General features: G+C 40.6%; 21 protein-coding genes. 2 read left to right on the forward strand and 19 right to left on the reverse strand.

Going from position 1 to position 19,449, the window contains the following annotated elements; genetic code table 11:
- Positions 1 to 16: 16 nt before the first annotated feature.
- Together ACJJIQ_RS09595 and ACJJIQ_RS09600 are read right to left on the reverse strand one after the other, a co-directional pair.
- Positions 17 to 1,474, reverse strand: coding sequence for an SNIPE associated domain-containing protein (locus ACJJIQ_RS09595; RefSeq protein ID WP_444905428.1), 1,458 nt, complete (start codon positions 1,472 to 1,474; stop codon positions 17 to 19).
- A gap of 4 nt (positions 1,475 to 1,478) precedes the next feature.
- On the reverse strand, positions 1,479 to 1,880 hold the full coding sequence (locus ACJJIQ_RS09600) for a hypothetical protein (RefSeq protein WP_445364466.1): 402 nt from the start codon (positions 1,878 to 1,880) through the stop codon (positions 1,479 to 1,481).
- Between the two features lie 703 nt (positions 1,881 to 2,583).
- On the opposite strand from ACJJIQ_RS09600, the gene csrA (ACJJIQ_RS09605) reads away from it, so the two are divergent.
- A complete protein-coding gene (csrA, locus tag ACJJIQ_RS09605; protein ID WP_444905430.1) occupies positions 2,584 to 2,763 on the forward strand; it encodes a carbon storage regulator CsrA in 180 nt (59 codons plus the stop codon).
- Between the two features lie 175 nt (positions 2,764 to 2,938).
- Here csrA (ACJJIQ_RS09605) and ACJJIQ_RS09610 read toward each other — a convergent pair whose 3' ends face one another.
- From ACJJIQ_RS09610 to ACJJIQ_RS09675, 14 genes are all read right to left on the reverse strand, one after another.
- Positions 2,939 to 3,214, reverse strand: a complete 276-nt coding sequence (locus ACJJIQ_RS09610; protein ID WP_444905431.1) for a hypothetical protein — start codon at positions 3,212 to 3,214, stop codon at positions 2,939 to 2,941.
- 352 nt (positions 3,215 to 3,566) lie between these two features.
- Entirely contained in the window at positions 3,567 to 4,094 is a 528-nt protein-coding gene (locus ACJJIQ_RS09615) for a hypothetical protein (protein WP_444905432.1), read from the reverse strand.
- A gap of 72 nt (positions 4,095 to 4,166) precedes the next feature.
- The gene (locus ACJJIQ_RS09620; protein ID WP_445364467.1) at positions 4,167 to 4,826 is read right to left on the reverse strand and encodes an HNH endonuclease; all 660 of its coding nucleotides are present in this window, start codon (positions 4,824 to 4,826) and stop codon (positions 4,167 to 4,169) included.
- A 365-nt stretch (positions 4,827 to 5,191) separates the two neighbouring features.
- Positions 5,192 to 5,584, reverse strand: coding sequence for a hypothetical protein (locus tag ACJJIQ_RS09625; RefSeq protein WP_444905434.1), 393 nt, complete (start codon positions 5,582 to 5,584; stop codon positions 5,192 to 5,194).
- Between the two features lie 237 nt (positions 5,585 to 5,821).
- On the reverse strand, positions 5,822 to 6,010 hold the full coding sequence (locus tag ACJJIQ_RS09630) for a hypothetical protein (protein WP_444905435.1): 189 nt from the start codon (positions 6,008 to 6,010) through the stop codon (positions 5,822 to 5,824).
- 715 nt (positions 6,011 to 6,725) lie between these two features.
- On the reverse strand, positions 6,726 to 7,022 hold the full coding sequence (locus ACJJIQ_RS09635) for a hypothetical protein (RefSeq protein WP_444905436.1): 297 nt from the start codon (positions 7,020 to 7,022) through the stop codon (positions 6,726 to 6,728).
- A gap of 305 nt (positions 7,023 to 7,327) precedes the next feature.
- Positions 7,328 to 7,984, reverse strand: coding sequence for a hypothetical protein (locus tag ACJJIQ_RS09640; protein ID WP_444905437.1), 657 nt, complete (start codon positions 7,982 to 7,984; stop codon positions 7,328 to 7,330).
- Between the two features lie 2 nt (positions 7,985 to 7,986).
- Positions 7,987 to 8,310, reverse strand: a complete 324-nt coding sequence (locus ACJJIQ_RS09645) for a hypothetical protein (RefSeq protein WP_444905438.1) — start codon at positions 8,308 to 8,310, stop codon at positions 7,987 to 7,989.
- A gap of 1,075 nt (positions 8,311 to 9,385) precedes the next feature.
- Complete coding sequence (locus ACJJIQ_RS09650) at positions 9,386 to 10,483, reverse strand: Kelch repeat-containing protein (protein WP_444905439.1); 1,098 nt, start codon at positions 10,481 to 10,483, stop codon at positions 9,386 to 9,388.
- Positions 10,484 to 11,706: 1,223 nt separating this feature from the next.
- Complete coding sequence (locus ACJJIQ_RS09655; RefSeq protein ID WP_444905440.1) at positions 11,707 to 12,528, reverse strand: hypothetical protein; 822 nt, start codon at positions 12,526 to 12,528, stop codon at positions 11,707 to 11,709.
- A gap of 971 nt (positions 12,529 to 13,499) precedes the next feature.
- Positions 13,500 to 14,096 (reverse strand): hypothetical protein, encoded by a 597-nt coding sequence (locus ACJJIQ_RS09660; RefSeq protein WP_444905441.1) that lies wholly within the window; start codon positions 14,094 to 14,096, stop codon positions 13,500 to 13,502.
- A 1,489-nt stretch (positions 14,097 to 15,585) separates the two neighbouring features.
- On the reverse strand, positions 15,586 to 15,876 hold the full coding sequence (locus tag ACJJIQ_RS09665; RefSeq protein WP_371840690.1) for a hypothetical protein: 291 nt from the start codon (positions 15,874 to 15,876) through the stop codon (positions 15,586 to 15,588).
- 401 nt (positions 15,877 to 16,277) lie between these two features.
- Positions 16,278 to 16,511 (reverse strand): hypothetical protein, encoded by a 234-nt coding sequence (locus ACJJIQ_RS09670; RefSeq protein WP_282953304.1) that lies wholly within the window; start codon positions 16,509 to 16,511, stop codon positions 16,278 to 16,280.
- Complete coding sequence (locus ACJJIQ_RS09675) at positions 16,508 to 16,885, reverse strand: Tse2 family ADP-ribosyltransferase toxin (RefSeq protein WP_444897095.1); 378 nt, start codon at positions 16,883 to 16,885, stop codon at positions 16,508 to 16,510. The genes ACJJIQ_RS09670 and ACJJIQ_RS09675 overlap by 4 nt, the downstream gene beginning before the upstream one ends.
- A 473-nt stretch (positions 16,886 to 17,358) precedes the next feature.
- Between ACJJIQ_RS09675 and csrA (ACJJIQ_RS09680) the strand changes: the two genes are divergently transcribed.
- Positions 17,359 to 17,520, forward strand: a complete 162-nt coding sequence (gene csrA, locus ACJJIQ_RS09680) for a carbon storage regulator CsrA (protein ID WP_444897094.1) — start codon at positions 17,359 to 17,361, stop codon at positions 17,518 to 17,520.
- 219 nt (positions 17,521 to 17,739) lie between these two features.
- On the opposite strand, the gene ACJJIQ_RS09685 is transcribed toward csrA (ACJJIQ_RS09680), so the two are convergent.
- The 3 genes from ACJJIQ_RS09685 to ACJJIQ_RS09695 all read right to left on the reverse strand — a co-directional run bounded on the left by ACJJIQ_RS09685 (position 17,740) and on the right by ACJJIQ_RS09695 (position 19,407).
- Positions 17,740 to 17,901 carry a hypothetical protein gene (locus tag ACJJIQ_RS09685; protein WP_444897093.1) on the reverse strand — a complete coding sequence of 54 codons (162 nt, stop codon included), beginning with the start codon at positions 17,899 to 17,901 and terminating at the stop codon, positions 17,740 to 17,742.
- An 82-nt stretch (positions 17,902 to 17,983) separates the two neighbouring features.
- Positions 17,984 to 18,289 carry a hypothetical protein gene (locus ACJJIQ_RS09690; RefSeq protein ID WP_444917022.1) on the reverse strand — a complete coding sequence of 102 codons (306 nt, stop codon included), beginning with the start codon at positions 18,287 to 18,289 and terminating at the stop codon, positions 17,984 to 17,986.
- Positions 18,290 to 18,564: 275 nt separating this feature from the next.
- Positions 18,565 to 19,407 carry a hypothetical protein gene (locus tag ACJJIQ_RS09695; RefSeq protein WP_445364468.1) on the reverse strand — a complete coding sequence of 281 codons (843 nt, stop codon included), beginning with the start codon at positions 19,405 to 19,407 and terminating at the stop codon, positions 18,565 to 18,567.
- Positions 19,408 to 19,449: the final 42 nt, after the last annotated feature.

The following is a 19,449-nucleotide window of genomic DNA, read 5'->3' on the forward strand; positions in this document are numbered from 1 at the left end:
ATGACTTTACTAAAGACTATGCTACTTGTGTATCAGCAGTCTGTAAGCGTCTCGTCTCATAGTAATCTTCTGCCGCAGCAGTCATCTTAAATTCTGCTTCAGTTCCTGCAATTCGATTAACTGCTTTTTTAATCGATTGCAAATCAATCCTAAAGAATTCCTTTCTCAAATTAACTGCGTTAACTCTTACCCTTGTAAACTCTTTATGAAGCGCTGCCTCCAGTGCAGGCGCATCATCGACATAAATCATCGCATGAACGTCGAATGAAAAAGGTACACTAGCATCTCCTAGTTCCTTGACTCGATCCATGGGTTCCAGCCTTCTGGTTAGGCCAATTTTGTATACATCCTTACCAAAAGATCCGATATTACTAATGACATACACATGCCCTTTCCTGGTTTGTTCTGCCATACTTTTAGCTCGTTCTTCTTTAGCCTCAGCCTCGGCAAGCTGACGCTCTAATTCTTCTATTCTTTTTTCAGCTAGAATACGCTCTTCAGCAGAAACTTTATCCAACTCCTCTCTTGCCCTAACGAGCATATCTCGATACATTTTTTCTTCTTTTTCCGCCTGAGCAACTGCTTTTTCATATTCCTTTATTGCCTTCTGCTCTTCTCTAATTTGCTCCCTAATAAGCCTCTGTTCTTCTACCTCTTCCTGTTTTTTAATAGTATATTGATATTGAATCTTACATTCTTCATATTTAGATTCAATATACTTAAGATTAAAGCCACACCTTAGTGTTGCCGCCGATTTTTCCAAATTGCCTGCGAGGTTTTCAATACGCTCTAAAGTTCGAGAATAAGTACTGGGTTTAACTTTGCCTATTATCGAGTCACACTCTATATTAAATGCTACAAGCATAAGCTTAACCTGGCCATCCATTATCTTCTTATTGTGTGACTTATTATCACTAACTACGACCGAATCAGGGTAGGTTATTGCAGTCTTTTGCTTGATCATTTCTTTTTGGCTTGACCTAATTCTTTTTATTTCTTCAGAAAATCTTGCTGATGTCTCAAAAAGATACTCAGGTGTCTCGTAGTGGCCGCTATCTACAAACTCATCAATTCTATTATAAATATCAATCTTGGAAACCAGCTTATGAAGCTCACTTTCTTTATGGCTTATTAGCTGAGTTAATTTATGCAAACTTAACTTACGCCTTTCTAAAGCCTCTTTACCTTTAACTAACTGTGAATTAATTTTTTCAGAATTTTGCTTTAGCACTTGTAATTTTTTTGTGTCAGCGTTAATTCTAGCCAACTCAGCATCTGCCTTTTCAATTTTCAACCTTGAATCGGTCATCTCCCGCCCTATCAAGGAAAGATCTTCTTTTGCTGACTTTAACGCTTCTTCAACAGTCCTATACTCTAAAATTTTTCTATTTTCTCTTTGCCTGACAAAAAAATAAGTAATAACGACTGAAAAGACGATTACAATCAATAAAGCAATTATAAATTTCACTTCCATTTTATTACCTAATCGCTGCATTAATGAATTTATATCTAAGAGCCTGCCGAGCCGAACACCTACTTTCAAAGTCGACCTTGGCATTTTCCAGCTCTTTCCTAAGCATTTCTTTCTCAGCGGCTATTCTTCCTTTTTCTCTAAGTCTATGCTCTTTCTCTTTTTGTTTGGCTTGCCTTTGCTTATCACTCTTTTCTTGCCTAACCTGCCTCTCACGCTCTCTTTGCTGCCGAGAAAGCTCCCTTTCTTCTTGCCTAGCTAACTTCTCCCTTTCTCTTTGTTGACGTAAATAATCTCTCTCTTGTTGTTTACGCCTCCTTTCTGCTGCTCTTGCAGACTGTCTACCTGCTTTGTCAATTGCCTTTGCAATCTTAATTACAGTCCCGAATCCACTTCCTCTTCGAGCCATGACTCTCCCTTAAAATTGATAAAAATAATGGAAGGTAAGGATGAGCTTATATCTGACTATCATCGATGATGATTATGACCCAACTCTGTTTATAAAAGATAATACTTTAACTTTTTTATCTTTTTAATGAGAATTTCCTTTAGATTGTCAGATGTTGCTATCTAGACACTTAAAAGACGAGACTCTTTTGGGCGAATCGAACAAAAAATATAGGCGCCCAAATTATCTTATCAGAATTTATTAGGTTTTTTCTCAGATCAAAGCTGCGTAGAATCAACAAACAACTATCAAAATCGTGGGCTGTAGTAAAATAATCTTCTTGAAAGCTCATATCGTAAGAAATCTCTGGGAGCTTCCTAAAATAGGCAGTCTTTTGTAGGTAAAACAGTAGCGTGAAGTAAGAATAGAGAAAAGGCGCTGACCCAAGGTGCTGCAACACCAGGGGCCAGCTAACCAAATTGATAAGGACACTATCAAGATGGCTGTATGCATACTACGCTAGAAACCCGCTCGTCTTCAATAAAGTGGAGCACAATCAGCAGCTTGGAGCGACTCCCCAAGCTTTGGGAGCCTAGCGCCCGCCTTTTCCTATTCTGCGCCCACCGCCCCCGCGCCCCACCCCACTCTTCCATCAAGCATCACTTACCAAGCTTTCCCACCAAGAAATGCCCACCCACAGTTTGAGTATCGCTAGGAAGAAAACATGTTGATCCTAAAGCGCCGAACAGGCGAGAACCTAAGAATTGGAACCAATGTCTCAGTCACAGTGTTGGAAGTGAAGGGAAATCAAGTGAAGATAGGAATCCGAGCCCCTAAATCCCTTCCTGTTCATCGTGAAGAGATCTATGTGCGCATTAAAAAAGAACACAAAGTAGGCAATTGAAGGTGTTGAGGGAAGGTTCTGCAAGGAAGGAGGCTCCAGACGATCCTCCTTCCTTTAGTTAACAAATCTAGCTCTTTGCTGAGCCGCAACCAAATATTTAGGGCTTGAGTTTTGCCACTGCTTGCTCGGTCAAGCAACATTGAGGGCAATACATCAGCACAATAACTTGTTAGAGCTAAAGTGGCTCTCTACTGAAATTGGTAATTTGTTGACCAAAAACTTCTATTGCCTGATTTTCTAAACGTTCCTTGAGGCCAATAACTTCTAGATAGTCATTCCCAGCATCTGCCACATCATCCTCATTTTCAGATGTTTCACAAATAGACTTTAAACCCTCAGCTTCATGAGTTATTGCTTCAAGTATTATCCGGGCTTCCCAATCACTTAGTGATGAGTTCATTTCTTTTATATGTGTCATAACGCAATCTGCTTTTTGAATACCTTCTGACATTTCAATGCCAGTTTTGAAAGTAGCCCCTTGAATTCATCGAGGGGCATACTAAACTGGCATAAAGACTCTGATATAAAAGTACATTTGTCAGCTTAGAGCGACCCTCTGAGCTCTGGGAGCCTAGCGCCCGCCATTTCCTATTCTGCGCCCACTACAGATAATTCCTACAAGGAAAGAGAACAGATATCCGCAAGACTTGACTAACAGATAGCTATCCACGAAGTAGGTAAAACCTTCTTATAAAACCGCATGGGACACACGAGAAAGTAAATTAAATCCAAAATAAGAGAATCGGAGATACTTGCAGGGCCGGTCTAATTACTTTTCTTCAACAGACAACAATAGCCACTTGTTATATTCTAACCTGTTCATTCTTCGAATACTGGTACATGAATTCATCGCCATAGATAGACTTTATTTTCAGAATATAATCTAGTCTATTCCGCTGATATTCCATTAAACGCAGGCGTTCCCTTGGGCAACTTTGAGGTATAAGTAAGCCTTCTTCAGTAGCCTCAACTATAAATTTTTCATCCCCAACCTGAATAGAGTCATTTGGCCTAGGCGCACCAACCATAAAGCAGAGAGGATTCAAGTTTAACGCTATTAGTGCCGAAAAAAATTTACCTCGCTCATTTTCAGGAACTTCAACTCCATCCACCAAAACTATAAGATCGGATACAAATCCTGTTCCCATACCATTGTTTACTAGATAGATACCCCATTGACCTTCCTTACTATTATTTGAAAAATATGAATTTATTCTAGGCTCTAACGTTATATGGTTATGTTCGATCTGAGTTCGTCCTTGCCAGATTGTTAACCCAAGGGCTATGCATGCAACTAGAAGTGCAGAAAAATCAATAACATACTTACGCACTCGTACTCCTTAAAATTTAGCATTTAGCATACGATTTAATTATCAATTCTAATTTAAGACTCAAAAGTCAAACTATCGTTTAGTGTAGCTACGTATTCTAAAAAAATCTTCAGCCTCCCCGCTATCGATAAACTCAAAAACTTTAGCTTTAGCCTCCTCAGCGGTCAAATATTTAGACTTCCCTGATACGCCATTCATTCTTAACCGGTAGCCAGCTCCACAGGAAAACACTATCACATCAATTTTTTTCTGTCTTATATGCAATTCACCTCCGGATTCCTTCCAGCGTGGAGAGTTAATAAATTTTGCTCTCCGATCTTCTTTTCTTCTCAGCGCTGATGCAGTTTCAGTCCCTGTGAGATTATCACAACATACAGTTCCAACCTCCATCGTAGGCCAATTTTCATGTGAAACATAAAACACATATCTAATAGCACTTCCGCATAATTCGCACGTACCACATAAATCGCCCAAGTCATCATCTCCACCATATTCCCAGCCATTTTTTGGTGGGATAATGCCGTGCTCAGCAGCATGACAACCTTTACATAGAGTCTCACATAGATTGTAAGGATACTCCCAGGGTAACTTTCCTGAAATATATTCTTTGTGATGCACTTGGAGAACAATCCCATTATCTTCTGTACGACTGCAAACAACGCAAGCACGTCCATCTAGTTCGATGATCTCATCCCGGAAAGACCTCCATTCACTTTTCCGATACTGATTCACACTACAATCTCCCTTTTAGACCTACTCCACTAGTCACCCGCCACAGTTGGAAATTGTTTAATTGATTTCCCTGATAACTTCATTAACTCACTGAAGTATTCATTTAGAACTTCCTCTAAATCTGTTTTTTCTAAAGTCAAATTAGGTCGACCCTTTTTTGCCGTGATCCTTTTGCAAATTGCAAACAATTCTGGACGCCCACCAAATAGAGCGGTAAGCAAGACAATATTAGCCAGATTAGAAAATTGACATTAGCGCTCCAGAAATGATTTAAATTCAACAGGTTATAGTGAAATACCAACTCAGGAGGAGTACCCCCCTTCCCTATCCTGTACCACTACGGCCGCTCCACACCCACAAAAGCATCACTTGCCAAACTCCCCCAACAAGGGATACCCACCAACGGCTTGAATACCATTAGGAAGCAAATAGGTTGAACATAAAGGACCGAGCCGGCGAAAGCTCACAAGTTGGAACAAATGTCCCAGCCGCTGTACTGGAAGTGAAAGGCTATCAAGTAAACACAGGCATCCACGCCCCCAAATCCATCGTCCATCGTCCATCGTAATAATTGGAACCTCAGGGTCAAAAAGTCCACTTATGAGCACCCAACGATTATCCCAGTAGATGCTAATTCCCTTACCGGCCCAGTTAAACTGCAAGCCTGAAATGGAACCAATCACGATCAAGCCTGCATAACCTGGCTTTGTAACTATGGTGAGTAGAATCAGTACAAAATCTAGCCATTTTGATTTCATAAATTACCCTACTTTGTTTTCACAAGGCACTCCCCTGCTCACCAGCAAAGCAAGTTTGTATTCCTTTTATAAAATAAAAAGCGGTCCTAAAACTTAAGGGTACAGCACCAAATTGGAGTAGATTTATTTTGTGGAAATCTTAGTAAAAATCCCTCACACTCTCTTGTTGGACCTCCCATTTCGGCTTGGCTTATTTTCTATGACTTGCCAACTTTTCGCACTTAAATATCAACTACCCTACTCCAAATTTTCGACTATAACCTTCCCGATCCCTTTATCCTTATAGACAAGCTGATTAAATTCGACTTGAATAAGCTTAGGGCCACGCTGTTTCAGCCTATAGAAATCTAAGCCACTGAAATTAAGTTCAGTGTCATCAGGCCAAACTTCCAACATTTCTTTTAATTCACCTATCGTAATATTCATGCCTAACTCCTTAAGGTGCTTAATGCTCTTGGTACGCTCAATGTCAAAGATAAAACTCTAGAGAACTCAAAAGCAAGGATAATTCTGGATACCTACCAAATAGGGTGGCGAGCAGTAACAATTCTGGACACCCAACCAGAACAGAGTGCGAGCAGGGAACCCAAATGGGAACATTGGCATTTGGCCTATAAAAGTGATTTAAATTCAATAGGTTATAGTGAAATACCAACTCAGGAAGACTACTCCCCTTCCCTGTTCTACACCATTACGGCCAGTAATCCTGGACACCCACCAAATAGAGAGCACCAAATAGAGTGGCGAGCGGAGCAGTAGAAGCCAGATTGGAAAGTTGATATTACTCCTGCAAAAATGATTTAAATTCAACAAGTTATAGTGAAATACCAACTCAGGAAGACAAGCGCCCACCCTTCTCTATTCTGCACCACTAAAGCCACTCCCGACCCGAAAAGTATTACTTACCAAGTGTCCCAACCCACCCATAGCTTGAATATCAGTAAGAAGCAGCCAGGTTGACCCTAAAGCTCCCAGCCGGTGTAAACCCTAGAATCAAGATAACCGTCTCAACCATAGTGGTAAAAGCGAAAGGAAATCAAGTAACATAGCAATTCTGAATACCCACTAATTAGAGTGGAGATCAGGGAAGTAAAAGCTATCGATAAGAGCCCCCAGGGTCGAAATAAACAGACTCAACTTTTTATACTATTTCCAATACTTTGGTTGTTACAAATTTTACTTTTTCCTGAACTGGGATGTCCTCCAAAAGGATTTCAAATGCACAGAGTTCTCCATTAACATATAGAGAAAGACTGACTTCCATTGCACTCCGCCAAGAACCATACGTCTTAGCATCATCAGCCAGCTGATCAATAGCAATCGGATCTAATTCTACTATTCCCTGACCGGGGAAAGCATTCATACCTGGTAAGACACTAATATCCTCCAGCCAAACTTCGTACAACATCCCTGATTTAGTTTTTAGAGTTGCTTTCATTCCTAGCTCTCGTTTAATAAATAAGGTTCACTATTACTACAGGTTTGGAACACAGCAGAAAACCGGTCCAACAACCTACATCCATGTGGCTATTTCGCCTGGATCAAAGGTTGAACATCTCTTTCTCGATAGGGAAATTTGAGATTCACTTATTAATATAGTCCGGAATCCCCAACAAATAGAGTATAAACTTCCAAGACTATTGAGTGAAGAGGAAGCTAAGTTCAAATTTGTATCTCTATGAACTCTATTTCTCTGGGTACCTCCTGAGATTTCATCAACAGATCTGAAATTTTTAATTAAATTTAAAAACCCATCGAAGCCACATGAAGATTACTAACAAGCGGAACGGAATCTTCACCATTATTACTACCTACTTTGTGGCGAATTTTCCTGCTATCAGTTGCAACAGTTTTAGCACCTCCAGCCTTTAGAGCCTGGTGTAATTCAGATCTTGAAATTTTTGGATTCACATTTGAGCTGTATACGTGAATATTAAAACCTGACTGAATTCCAAAGTACTTACAGGCCTCGGTCAAAGCTCTAGCTGTATTTTCGTATAAAGCCATGTTTAACTTTACAAGTAGCGGCATATTACCTTCATGTTGGCCTTCAGCATTCAAGTTTTTAATATAGATATTACTAAGGATATCTTTAGGCTTGACCTGATAGAACTGCGTAGCAATTGTTACCGCGTCAATAATATGGCTAACATTGGTACCATCAACACCAAATACCCAGATCTCATTATCAATTAATGCGGCTTCTTTAATCGTTGTTTTTAATCTAGGATAAAATGGAGAAACACTTACTGCATACTTTGCCTTCCAAACGGACAATTTGTCATATGCAGTCCTTAAAACGTACTCTCGCTCTTGATTGCCATTCAAAACCAGAGTAGCGTCAGTTTTAAATTTATTCTTCTGGCTTCCTTCCGCTAATGTCATTGCTCCCTTTGACATAGTTATTCACTCTCCAAATACATGCCTGATGCAAAAACCCCAGTAACTACTTCGTTAGTTGCTTTTGACTTCTCATAGGATTCTAAAGTTTCATAGAGATCATCATCATCCGAGTCCCAGCTCTTATGGCTGTAATCAACAACTGCAAGGATCGCATCGACTTCAACATGCTTGTCTCGTAGTGCCATTTTTAGAATCTCAATGGCTTCTTCTGCTGATTTAGCAGGGACTATTGAACGACCGTAGTACCATTTACTACCATCTTGCTCATATGTGCTTTCTGGAGAAATTTTGGCTTTTGTATCAACAACCCAAAACCTAGACATTGACCTTACTCCTAACTAGTTGCCTGAACGCGAAAATACTAAATATTCACTTCTATTTAAAGCGGTTAGAGGTAAAATTATGACGACATAAAGAATTTTCGACTGCTATGCAGCATAAATAGCGTTTCCCATTCTGAACGCACCGCCCAGCACTCCAACCCCTGTCTGCCACCAAGCATTACCTATCAAATCTCCCATCACAGAGTACCCATCACGACTTAATACTACTAGGAAGCAAATAGGTTGACCTTAGAGCACCGAGCTGGCGAAAGCCTGCAAACGAGCGGAGATTCTGGACACCCACTAAATAAAATAGCCGCAGGGCTGCAGAAGCCAGATGAGAAAATTGGCATTGAAACTATAAAAATGTTTTAACTTCAACAACTTATCGTAAATCACCAACTCAGAAAGACAAGCACCCATCCTGTACCACTACAGCCGCTTCCCATCTGCCAAGCTCGCCCACCAAGAGGTACCCACCCACGGGTTGAATACGACTAGAAAGTAAATAAGTTGACCCTGAAGCTCCGTGCTGGCGAAAGCCCACACATTGATACAAATGTACCAGCTACTGTACTGAAACTGAAAAGCAATCAAGAAACCCGGGCATCCACGCCCCCCCCTAAATCCCTTCCCATTCATCGCGAACGGGATCTATGTGCGCTAAAAATGAACAAAAACTAAGTAATGGAAGGCGTTGAGGGAAGGCTCTCCACGGATTGAGACTACCACCTGTGCTATCACTTCTGCAGTAGCCAACCTTTTGGGCGGAGATATGTATTAGTCATCGCACCAATGCACTGCTCAGCTTCTACCTGGATGGAGGCTTCATGCGAACGCAAGCCAGAACTCAAAGCAAAACTAGGAGCCTCAGTTGGATTCGATAACATATCTGATATGACATTATCACATTAACACCAGGCTCTGAGCGGCCCGCTATATGCGCTTTTTTATGATTATACGAGCGTAAAGAGCTACATAAAAAGGTAAATATAGTCGGCAGCCTTTCAGCTGTAGTAGTTCAGAGGTTCTCTAACTTTGCTATTTTTCCACCTGTATGTGATTTTATTAAGACTTAGTATTCTTCCAATATCCAATACGCTTTTTCTAAATGAGTTAATTTAGATATCAGCTGTTCTTTAATTGATAGCAATTTTGTATCTGGAATACTCCCTTCAATCACTACCTGTATACAATGCCATTCTTCGATGAACCGAATTCTTACACCCTCAACATAGAGCCAATAGACATTGTATTCTTCCTCATCCCTCTCAATAGGCTCATGCTCAATATCAAATTCGTAAAGGTTTTTAACTAGCCTAACATCAACCTTAAAACCCATTTCACTTTCAAGTTGCTGCATCGCTTTGTCATAACTATCTTGCCACTTGGCTTCGTAGCTCCACAATGCCTGCCTGATGTCGTAGATATGATTATTCGACTTATCCTCTCTACGTAATTCCCATCGAGGCCATTTTCTTTCCGTAAGTCGTTCCCACGTTGAATTCTCTAAATTCAGCCTCCAGTCGTCTATATTCTCACGTAAAGAATACTCATCACCCCGATCAATTAATCCATTAGTAATGGTAATCGATTTTTTATCTAAGCTGAGAACAGCATTATGCTGATGAATCCAACCCGGAGATTCACCTAAGGTTTCAACTTTATTAATCTTAAAATTATTTATATCGAGGACATACACTTGGGTATCGTTAAGCCTTCTTTCTGCAGGATAGCCAAGATTGCCTATGATGAAAATTTTTTCGTCAACTAGGGTGGCAGAATGAAAGTCTGTTGGCGGAAAATCTGTATTCCTGTAACAATAGAACTCAACTCTACCTTCGGGCGTTTCAACGACAACATCGTTATAAATGTAAAAGTCAGGATCATAATGATCCTCATGCTCACCACCTATGTATACAATGCGACCATCAGGTAACTTATTTATCGATTGCCCAAATCGATCAAAACTCCAAGTTGGGCCTTCATCAAATGGCGAAGGACCATTCATTTTTTTAGTCGACGCATAACCGCTGAGCCTTGAATGAAAAAGCCACTCCCAAACATTTGAGCGCACCCTTTGAGGATTATTATCACCCAATCGAGGTGAACGCCATTCATTAAATAAAGCTGTTGTTACACCATATATTTTTGGATCTACTTCTTTTTCCATGAACCCTAACTCAATATTCTAAAGCCATGATCTGCAGATGGCCCTACAAAGCGTGAACTATTCGGTGGAGTTCGTAGTGTGCAGTAATCCTGGACACCCACCAAACAAAAGTATAACCCGCCAAAAAAGGTGTTTGAATAGGAGGGTTAATCAAAACACTAGAGGCCAACTTACCTAATTAATATGGACGTCACGAACGAGATGTGTGTTCAAGAGATTGGTGCGAGCCCCCAAACTCTGAGAACCCGACACTAGCCTTTCCTTATTCTGCATCCAACCCCACTCACCCACTATGCTTCCCTGCCAAGGAATACCCACCTACGTCTTGAGTGTCAGTATGAAATAAATATGTTAACCCTAGAGCGCCGAACTGGCGAAAACTGCAGATAGGCACTTAGGCCTCACTTACAGTACTGAAAGTGAAAGGCTATCAAATAAAGACTCCCTCAATTCCCTCCCCGCCCACCGCAACAACTCTGAACACCCATCAAATAGAGTGGCGAGTAGCATAGCAGAAGCCAGACTAGAAAATTGACATTGGTCCTACAAAAATAATTTAAATTCAACAGGTTATAGTGAAATACCAACTCAGGAAGACTAGCCCCCACCCTTCCCTATTCTGCACCACTGCGGCCACTCCCTTCTCGAAAAGCATTACTTACCAAACTCCCCTACCAAGGAATACCTACCCACGGGTTGATTGCCACTAGGAAGCAAATAGGTTGACCGTAAAGCACCAATCCAGCTAAAGCCTTCAAACTAGAACAAACGTCCTAGTTGCTGTACTGGAAGTGAGAAGCAATCAAGAAAAGATGTGTGCTCGCGCCCCCAAATCTTGCTCAACCCGTCGTAAAGAGACCTTTATTTATATCGAAAAGTAGGTAAAGAAAAGCGTTGAGAGCAGATTCTCTTAGAAAAGAGGCTCCATAGCGACACTATTGTTAGTTAGTCATCTTCGAGGTCGAGAACGGCATACTTATAAAACCCTCTCCACAACTACAACAAATCACCTCCCGACAGAAGATAAAAGGCAACGTAAATTAGAGCGAACAAGCGGCATACCTAAAATCGACGCCACACCAATTATTAAGTACACGCAGAGCTCACTTTTACTTTCTACTAATGCTCGCGTGAATAACCAGGTTTTGCTCATAACGTCTTTGCCCTCAAAAAGACTAATCATCCTTTCATCAAGGCAATATTCCTTAAGATTGTCAATCAACTTACTCTGGATAAAGCTCATCAATTTTGTACCAACGTTCATCGCCGTTAGATTGCAGTTGTATTTTTGCAATCGGCTTTCTAATGTCTACTACCATTCCTATACTTGTCATGTCTCCAACTTCTAAACTTCTCCTAAACCCAGCTGCCCTCTTGACCCTATCCAAGGCAACCTTTTTCTGATAATTCTCTTCCATTTTTCTAATTCTAGCTTTTTCTTTCAATTCCTCTTCCATTTTTTGTTTTCTAGCAGAAGCCATTGCTTTCTGCCATCCTTCAAAGTCCGCCTTCCTATTAGCCATATATGATTCATTATCAATTAGCTTAACCCAAAAAATATTATCAACTTTATAATATCCAAACTGGAATATTACATGCTGACCATTGACTTCACATGCTTCATAGAAAGGCTTTCTAATTGAAGATGCTTGATAGCGGCTCCTGAAAAACTGATAATACTTCTTATATGGAAACCTATATCTTTTATCTACATATTCAACTGCGGTCACATCTATGCCACCATGCTTTTTGCACAGATGTTTGAACGCCTTCTTGCTATCTTTCTCCTCGTGAAAATAGGGTCTAGGATGTACATCCCAAAACCCTTGCTTGGTATAATATTGAATATTTACACTATAAGTAACGTAATTATCCCTCACATCTAACGAAACGCCATCAACATTAGACAACCATTTGTCAAGATCTGAAAAAAGAGAAACACCTGCATTAAATTTTCGATCAATTTCAAATAAATTTTCAGCAGCAAAATTTTGTGACGCACACAACATTAAAACCAGAATTACAAAACTTCCTTTGTATTTCATATTTACATTATCCCTTATATACATTCAGTCATTAAGTTACTACCAAAAAATCATCCTGGACACCCGCTAAATAGATTGACTAGGATGGCAGCAGAAGACAGACACGGAAATCAACATTTAAAATATAAAAAAACATATAAATTCAACAAGCTATACTGGAATTCCAACTCAGAAGACTAGCACCCTCCCTATTCAGCACCACTATGGGCGCTCCTCACCTGCGTAGCATCACTCTTAAAGCTCCTACAAGAAGGGAGACCCGTAAAATAGAACCCTCGTCCAATAAACATCATCTTTTTAACCATCATCAGCAAGGAATACTCTCCCACGTCATTGGCATCAGCAGAAAACAAACACGATCGTCCTAAAGCACCAAATACATGAGAGCCCACTTATTTGGGCACATATTCTGGTAGAACCACTGGAAGTGAAAGGTGATCGAGTAAAGATAGGTATCCATTCCCGAACTCCCTTGCCACTACAATGAAAAAATCTACGTGGATCTCAAAATAGAAAAAATTAAAGAATAGAGGGCTTTGAAAATAGATTCTTAATAGGAGGAGAATCTCCCATCCTAGCATCCAGCTTTTGCTCATAGTAATCGCGCCCATAAGGACACAACAACTCTAAGATAGATACGTCGCTATTTCAAAGCTATCTTAACATGTATAAGAAAGGTTCCCCCGCTCTTCTATAAGCCAAAAATCGACTCTAACTGGGACGATCAGCTGAGCTCTATACATTGCTAGCGTTAATACAATCTGCTTAGACTAACGTACATCAGTTACCTCCTCCCTTTAATCCTCAAAACCCAATGAACAAAATAAACCATCAGAGGATTCATAATTTACTCAGGGGTCTACTCACTATTCTCACCCTTCTTCTCATCTTGCCTATTAGACTCTCCGGCAGCGCTCTGAAAAAAGGCCATTCAGACAATATAAAAACAGATTGGTGTCCCTTTCCTTCCATTAGATATTTAATGCCTTTCGTGTACGATCTTTCAGAGATTCCCCGAACTGAATGGCATTAACTGACTTGGCTTGTGGCCAGTAAGTAATTTCTATAGAGCTTTCCTTATCAGCGACCTTTTCGACCCTAAAATCAATTACTGTAATCACACCGTTATGCATACGAGTATCCCTCATGTGATAATACATAGATGGCATAATATCGTAGTGATACTCAAAATTTTGCATCTTTGTACTTGCCAAGCTACCGAATTCTTGCTGGATTTCACTGGTTGATTGGTATTCAAATTCTCTTTTAATTTTCATGAACACCACGTCCACATTCACAGGCACGGTAAATGCGATTTTATGATTAGTAGGCTTATTGGCAGATGTATTCACCGCAGTATTGTCGGTAGCGCTTGTCTGCTCCATCTGGGATTCCTGTGCAGCTTGTTGCTGGCGAGTATTTCCATCGTGATTGATGGGGTCGCCAGTAACCGGATTATTCCAGCAGGTAAGACATTTACCGTCTGATGAGTAGACATGCTGATTAGACGCACATCCGCTCACGATAGAAACCAGGGCCAAAGAGAAAATAAGTGTTGGTAGCTTCATGAATGTTCCCCTAATGAGAGTGTTTAGTTAAAAGTTACTATGAGATTCCAAGCTAGCAACCGAGCATACCGACTCCCTGTATTAACATCGAGCAAGGAGATACTTGTACACGGAAGTCTTGGAAGGATCTGTTTAGTATTGGATTATCCCGCTCTCTGTATAGAAACCAAGAAAAAATAGCTGTGGGGTTGGTCCCTTTCTAACGCTAGTACCTAAATTAAACTTTCCTTTAGAAGAGACACTGTTGCGTTTAACATTGATCAGTCGTTTTCGACGAACCCTGTTCCAGTCTAACGTTCTTAGTGACCAAATCCTTTCTGATATCATGTTCAATTTCTACGGTCCTCCCTAAATATAGATATTGATGGTTCTTTAGGTCGTTATTATGGAGCATAATACCCGGTGCGTCCGCCAGTAAATCATTATTTAAAAACCAATTTTAGAAACTCTTAAAATAAAGCACCGTTCAATATTGTTGTGGCCTAGTAAGCAAAATAACACAAAACTGTAAAAGCTTTGTGAATTCAACCACTTGTAGTGATTCCTCAAACTATAGGAACTTAGCGCCTGTGCCATTCACACTCTACTCCGTTCTACCTGCAACTTCTGAAGCAGGGAATGCCCAGCCACAACCTTAAGTATTGGCACTAAAAAATTATGATCTTAGAGCTTCCTAAAGGTGAGAGCATTAAAATCGGTACAAATGTCTCTGTTGCATTACTGGACGTAACCGGCAACCATGTAAAGCGTGGTATCTACAATACCCAAATCTCACCTCATTCACAGGGAGAAGATCTTCGTGTATTTTGATAGGAAAAGATGACTGGGGCCCTGCCACCATAGGGCCTATTAATCTTGAGAATCGCGGGGCCCCTTAATTAATAAAATGAGCCCCCTCAAGAGTTAAGCTAAGCGATGTTCAAACCGCACACCAGTAAGATGATTTTATTGAATAGACTTTTTAAGGATATCTGTACAAAAAGCACAGGTAAAAATATTAAAAGCTGATTTGAAAATAGCCTTTGTACCAACTTCCTCATGAGAAAAAACAATGCGCCAAGGAATACCCACCCACCACTTGAATATCATCAGGAAACAAATATATTGAGCCTAAAGCATCGAAACGGCGAGAGCCCAAGAGATAGAACAAATGTATCAAGTAACATACTGGGAGTGAACAGTAATCTCTATCAGCCCATAGTGGAAAGATCTATGTGCGCATCAAAAGAGAACAAAAAGTAGGCACTGAAAGTGCGGTGGGAGCAGATTCACAATGGAGGGAATCCCACCCAAATCTCCTCCCCTCTTTCATCATCATAGTGGCACCTTTGAGCGCACACTATTTCTATGATGAGAAATGTCACAGCCATACAGTTACTTCCAAATGTATTAGAAAACAGCTGCACACACTCTATAAGTGAAAATCGACACTAACTGGGGAGATCAACTGAGTTCAAGACATAGCTAGCATTGCTGCAATCTGTTCACACTAATTTTTATCAGTTACCTCTTCCCATTCATCTTCATAACCGGCTGAACGAAAATAGGCCATCAGCGTAATGATGATTTTCTCAAGGATATATTCACTACTCTCTCCTTGCTTTTCATCTTGCTTATTAGACTCACTGACAGTTCTCCAGAAAAACTCAGCGAAGTGAATAGCCTCTTCTTTACTAGCCAAAGATCCTGAATTGATAATCTCAAGGCTTTTTTTATCATTGAGTAGCTCTGCATAATGCAAAAGAAACTCTCTCTCCTCGGGCAATTTATAATTAATCATCCTATCACCTTCGTACCATCTCTTATTACACTCATACGATCAGCAACCATCTGGAGCTTTTGGACTAGTTGAGAAACCGTCATTTTCCTCGTTATGGTTAGGAAGTAGTGTCTATTATCTTTCTGATCTTGCACAAATTTCAGATCAGGCGGCAAATCTGACTTCTCCAAAACCCAAAATACGTCGACATTTTTCCCAGGGTTTTTAGATGCTTTAAGCTTATATATTGATTTGAGGTGCTGCCAGTTTGCCGAAAAGCTGAGTCCCATCTGATTATGAGGAATCACCCACTCGTGCTTCCTCTATAGAGATTTAACTTTGGTGTATCAAACTTTGGTTACCGTACTATCGCCATAAAGAGGCGCATAACGTTGATCGCCGACTGTAATACCCTAGTAAACTCATAGTAGTTCGCGTGAAAAATTAACTATATTTTTTCCGTATTTTTCAACTGCCTTTTCTTTAAGAGGCTTTAGTAGGAGCCTTACTTCAATAAGATCATTACCAACATCCGCGATCTCATCTTCATTATCCGATGTTTCGCAAATATTGGACATTTTTTGTTCCATTTCTATCAGCGCTTCCAGGATAATCTTGAGCTCTGATTCTACTAGGCTTAATTGAAAGTCATTCATACCACTCTACCTTCTTTCTTAAAAACTCTTGTGGCGCTAAGGGCCATTTCTTCGAGAAGTCCTTTAAATTTATCAACCGGCATATTCTGGGTGGGAGATATGCAATAGTGATGGGCCTTATCTTGAACCATCTTGAGGCCCATTGGTGGTTTAGTATTTGGTTGAAATCTCCAAACCCAACCCGTCATCGGGGATTCATTAATCCCTTCCCGATCAAAAACACTTATACCCTTGCCGTTAGCGATAATTACTCGAATGCCATTGACCTCCATTGTATCAACATCCTTTGGTCTAACATTTGATAACTTTGGGCTTGTTGAATTACCGAGCCTAAATAGCTCCTCTGGAACAATGAAGAATTCCTTTGGGAACATGATGATCTCCTTTTCAAGATACTGAATTAATCCTGGCCCCACACCGAACAAAAGTATAAACCGCTAAGGCTATTGGCTGAAGAGGATAATTATACAAAAATTTGGTATTTACGATCTCTTATTCGACAATATTAAGCTTTTTACCTCTAAGGGCAATTCTGGAAAGGTCAATTCTGGACACCCACCAAGTAGAATAGCGAGCAGAGCAACAGTAGCCGGATAAGAAAATTGGCATTGATGAAGAGGAGGGTCAAACAAAATAATAGGAGTTAGCTACTTAAAATGCCATAGACACTATGGCGATAAGGTACATTTATCAGCTTGGATCGACTCCCCAAGTTCTGGGCGCCTAGCACCCGACTTTTCCTATTCTGCGCCCCGCGCCCCACCCCACTCTTCCATCAAGTATCACTTATCAAGTTTCCCCACCAAGGAATGCCCACCCACGGCTTGAGTATCACTAGGATACAAATATGTTGATCCTAAAGCGCCGAACAGGCGAGAACCTAAGAATTGGAACAAATGTCTCAATCACAGTACTGGAAGTGAAGGGAAATCAAGTAAAGATAGGCATCCACGCCCCCCAAATCCCCTCAGCCCATCGTAAAGGGATCTATGTGCGAATCGAAAGGTAGGCAATAGAAGGAATTCTCCAAGGAAGGAGACTCTACCCCAATAGGGCTCCAGAGAGGCGCTATTGATAGCTAGCTATCTTTCAGGTAACGGGCGGTATGCTCATAGAATCCTTTTCACACCTACAAGGAATTACCTCTCTACAAAGCAGAAAAGACAGTACAAGTTAGAGTGAACAAGTAACCTAGCTACTCAGCAGAAGACTTTGATCGTTTTTCAACCTACTCCTCCTCATCAATACGATCTATTAGGTTTTCTGGTGAACCCAAGGTACTGTCTTTTTCAAGCTCTTTCTTGATATCTTCAGGAAGTGGCTTGAACAACTCTTTTGCTCTCCCTTCAGCATTCCTTTTTACTTTCTCGTACCTTGGTTGGCGCTTCATGAAATTTCTATCAACAAATTAAGGTTAATATAGTTAACGAATGAACCTGAGGCGGAGCTTATAAATCAAGCAAGCAATGCAACTAACGAGCGTGTGAAATATCGACTACCTGACAGTTTTCACGGTGTAGTTTCACAGTCGGCTGACCACCGCCACGTCTATACTTTGATTCTTCCTTCGGAATCACTAAATAGAAACTGCCATCAACAATCAACTTGTAGTCCCCAACTTTTGCGCTTTTGGCCGGAAACTTTGTAGCAATTTCGGAAACCCCTTTTTCAAGAGCTAGTTCATGTGAACACAAGCAGGCGCTTGCAATGTGGGAACAAACTGTCAATACCATGAAAACTATTATTTTTACATTAAAATTATAGAATACTTTAAACATAGCAAGTTACCTTGTATGTATGGCTACCCATTTAGTAATACAGCCTTCTTGTTGGAGCAAAACTAAAAGCGAGTCTATCAATATACACTCGTTAAGACTCATTGACAGATGCCATTTCCTCTAGTTTTCTTTTCGCAAACTTACCCCTTTCTGATACAGGGTGAGACTCATCTGAAGCAAACTTGTTAGCTAACTCCTTAGCAATAACTGCTTCAATTTTACCCAGCTCTCGTATCAAAATCTCAGCTGAAACTCGTCTAACGATAGACGAGCGATCAGTAGATGATAATTTCAAAAAATCGAGTATAGGGGAGCTTGATGTCTAGTTTTCGTTCACCTACGATGGGCCTTACCCTACCTTCACAATAGCGTATATCTGTCCATTCCCATTTCCGGCCCTCCATCCATACAATACGGCCTTCAAATAAACTACGATATGCCTTAGCTCTAACCGAAGGTTGAATAGCTAATCTCGCTATTTCCTCTAAATTCTCATCAAGAATAGGTGTGCGCCCAAGCTGGGAAAAAAGTGATGGCATGGGCCCAGACGCAGACGAAATTAACTTACGCCGAAGCGACTCTGCTATATCTTTTTCACAAATGACTTGAAGAAGAATCTGCTTGTCTTCTTCCTTGATTCTACCCCATGAGTTCCAATTTGATAGTGCAATACATAGTGCTTCAACTACACATTTTGGATCAGTTAATTTTGCTATCTCAGGAAGCTTTTCTCTTGCAACCTCACGCACTTGAGGCACCCAATCATTCAGCCTACGAACGGCAAGCGAAAAAAAGAATGTATTTGGCGCTCCTCCCGAAAGAGCTCGTAGAGCTTTCTCTCTTTTGTAACCATCCCAACTTATTAGGTCAAGCCAAGTTGTCAGCTCCTTAGGTTTTGACCAAAGCTTCCACTTGGAAGGCGTGGATTCTCTTAGTGCTGAAGAGAACTCAGTGCGTATAAACCGTTCCCAGTAGTCAAAACTGGAAAGAGATAACTGACTCGTCACATCAACTAATGCAGACATATCAGCTACAACCTTGCTCCCCGAATTTATCGAGTTCGCAAAGTCCTTAACTGCTAAAATAACTTTCTCTTCCATCATCTTCAACTGTTGCACCTATTTCACTGCTTGAGTAGTGGTAGGACAGCCGGTTACCCT

The organism is Microbulbifer maximicatervae (SeqCode) (assembly GCF_052468295.1).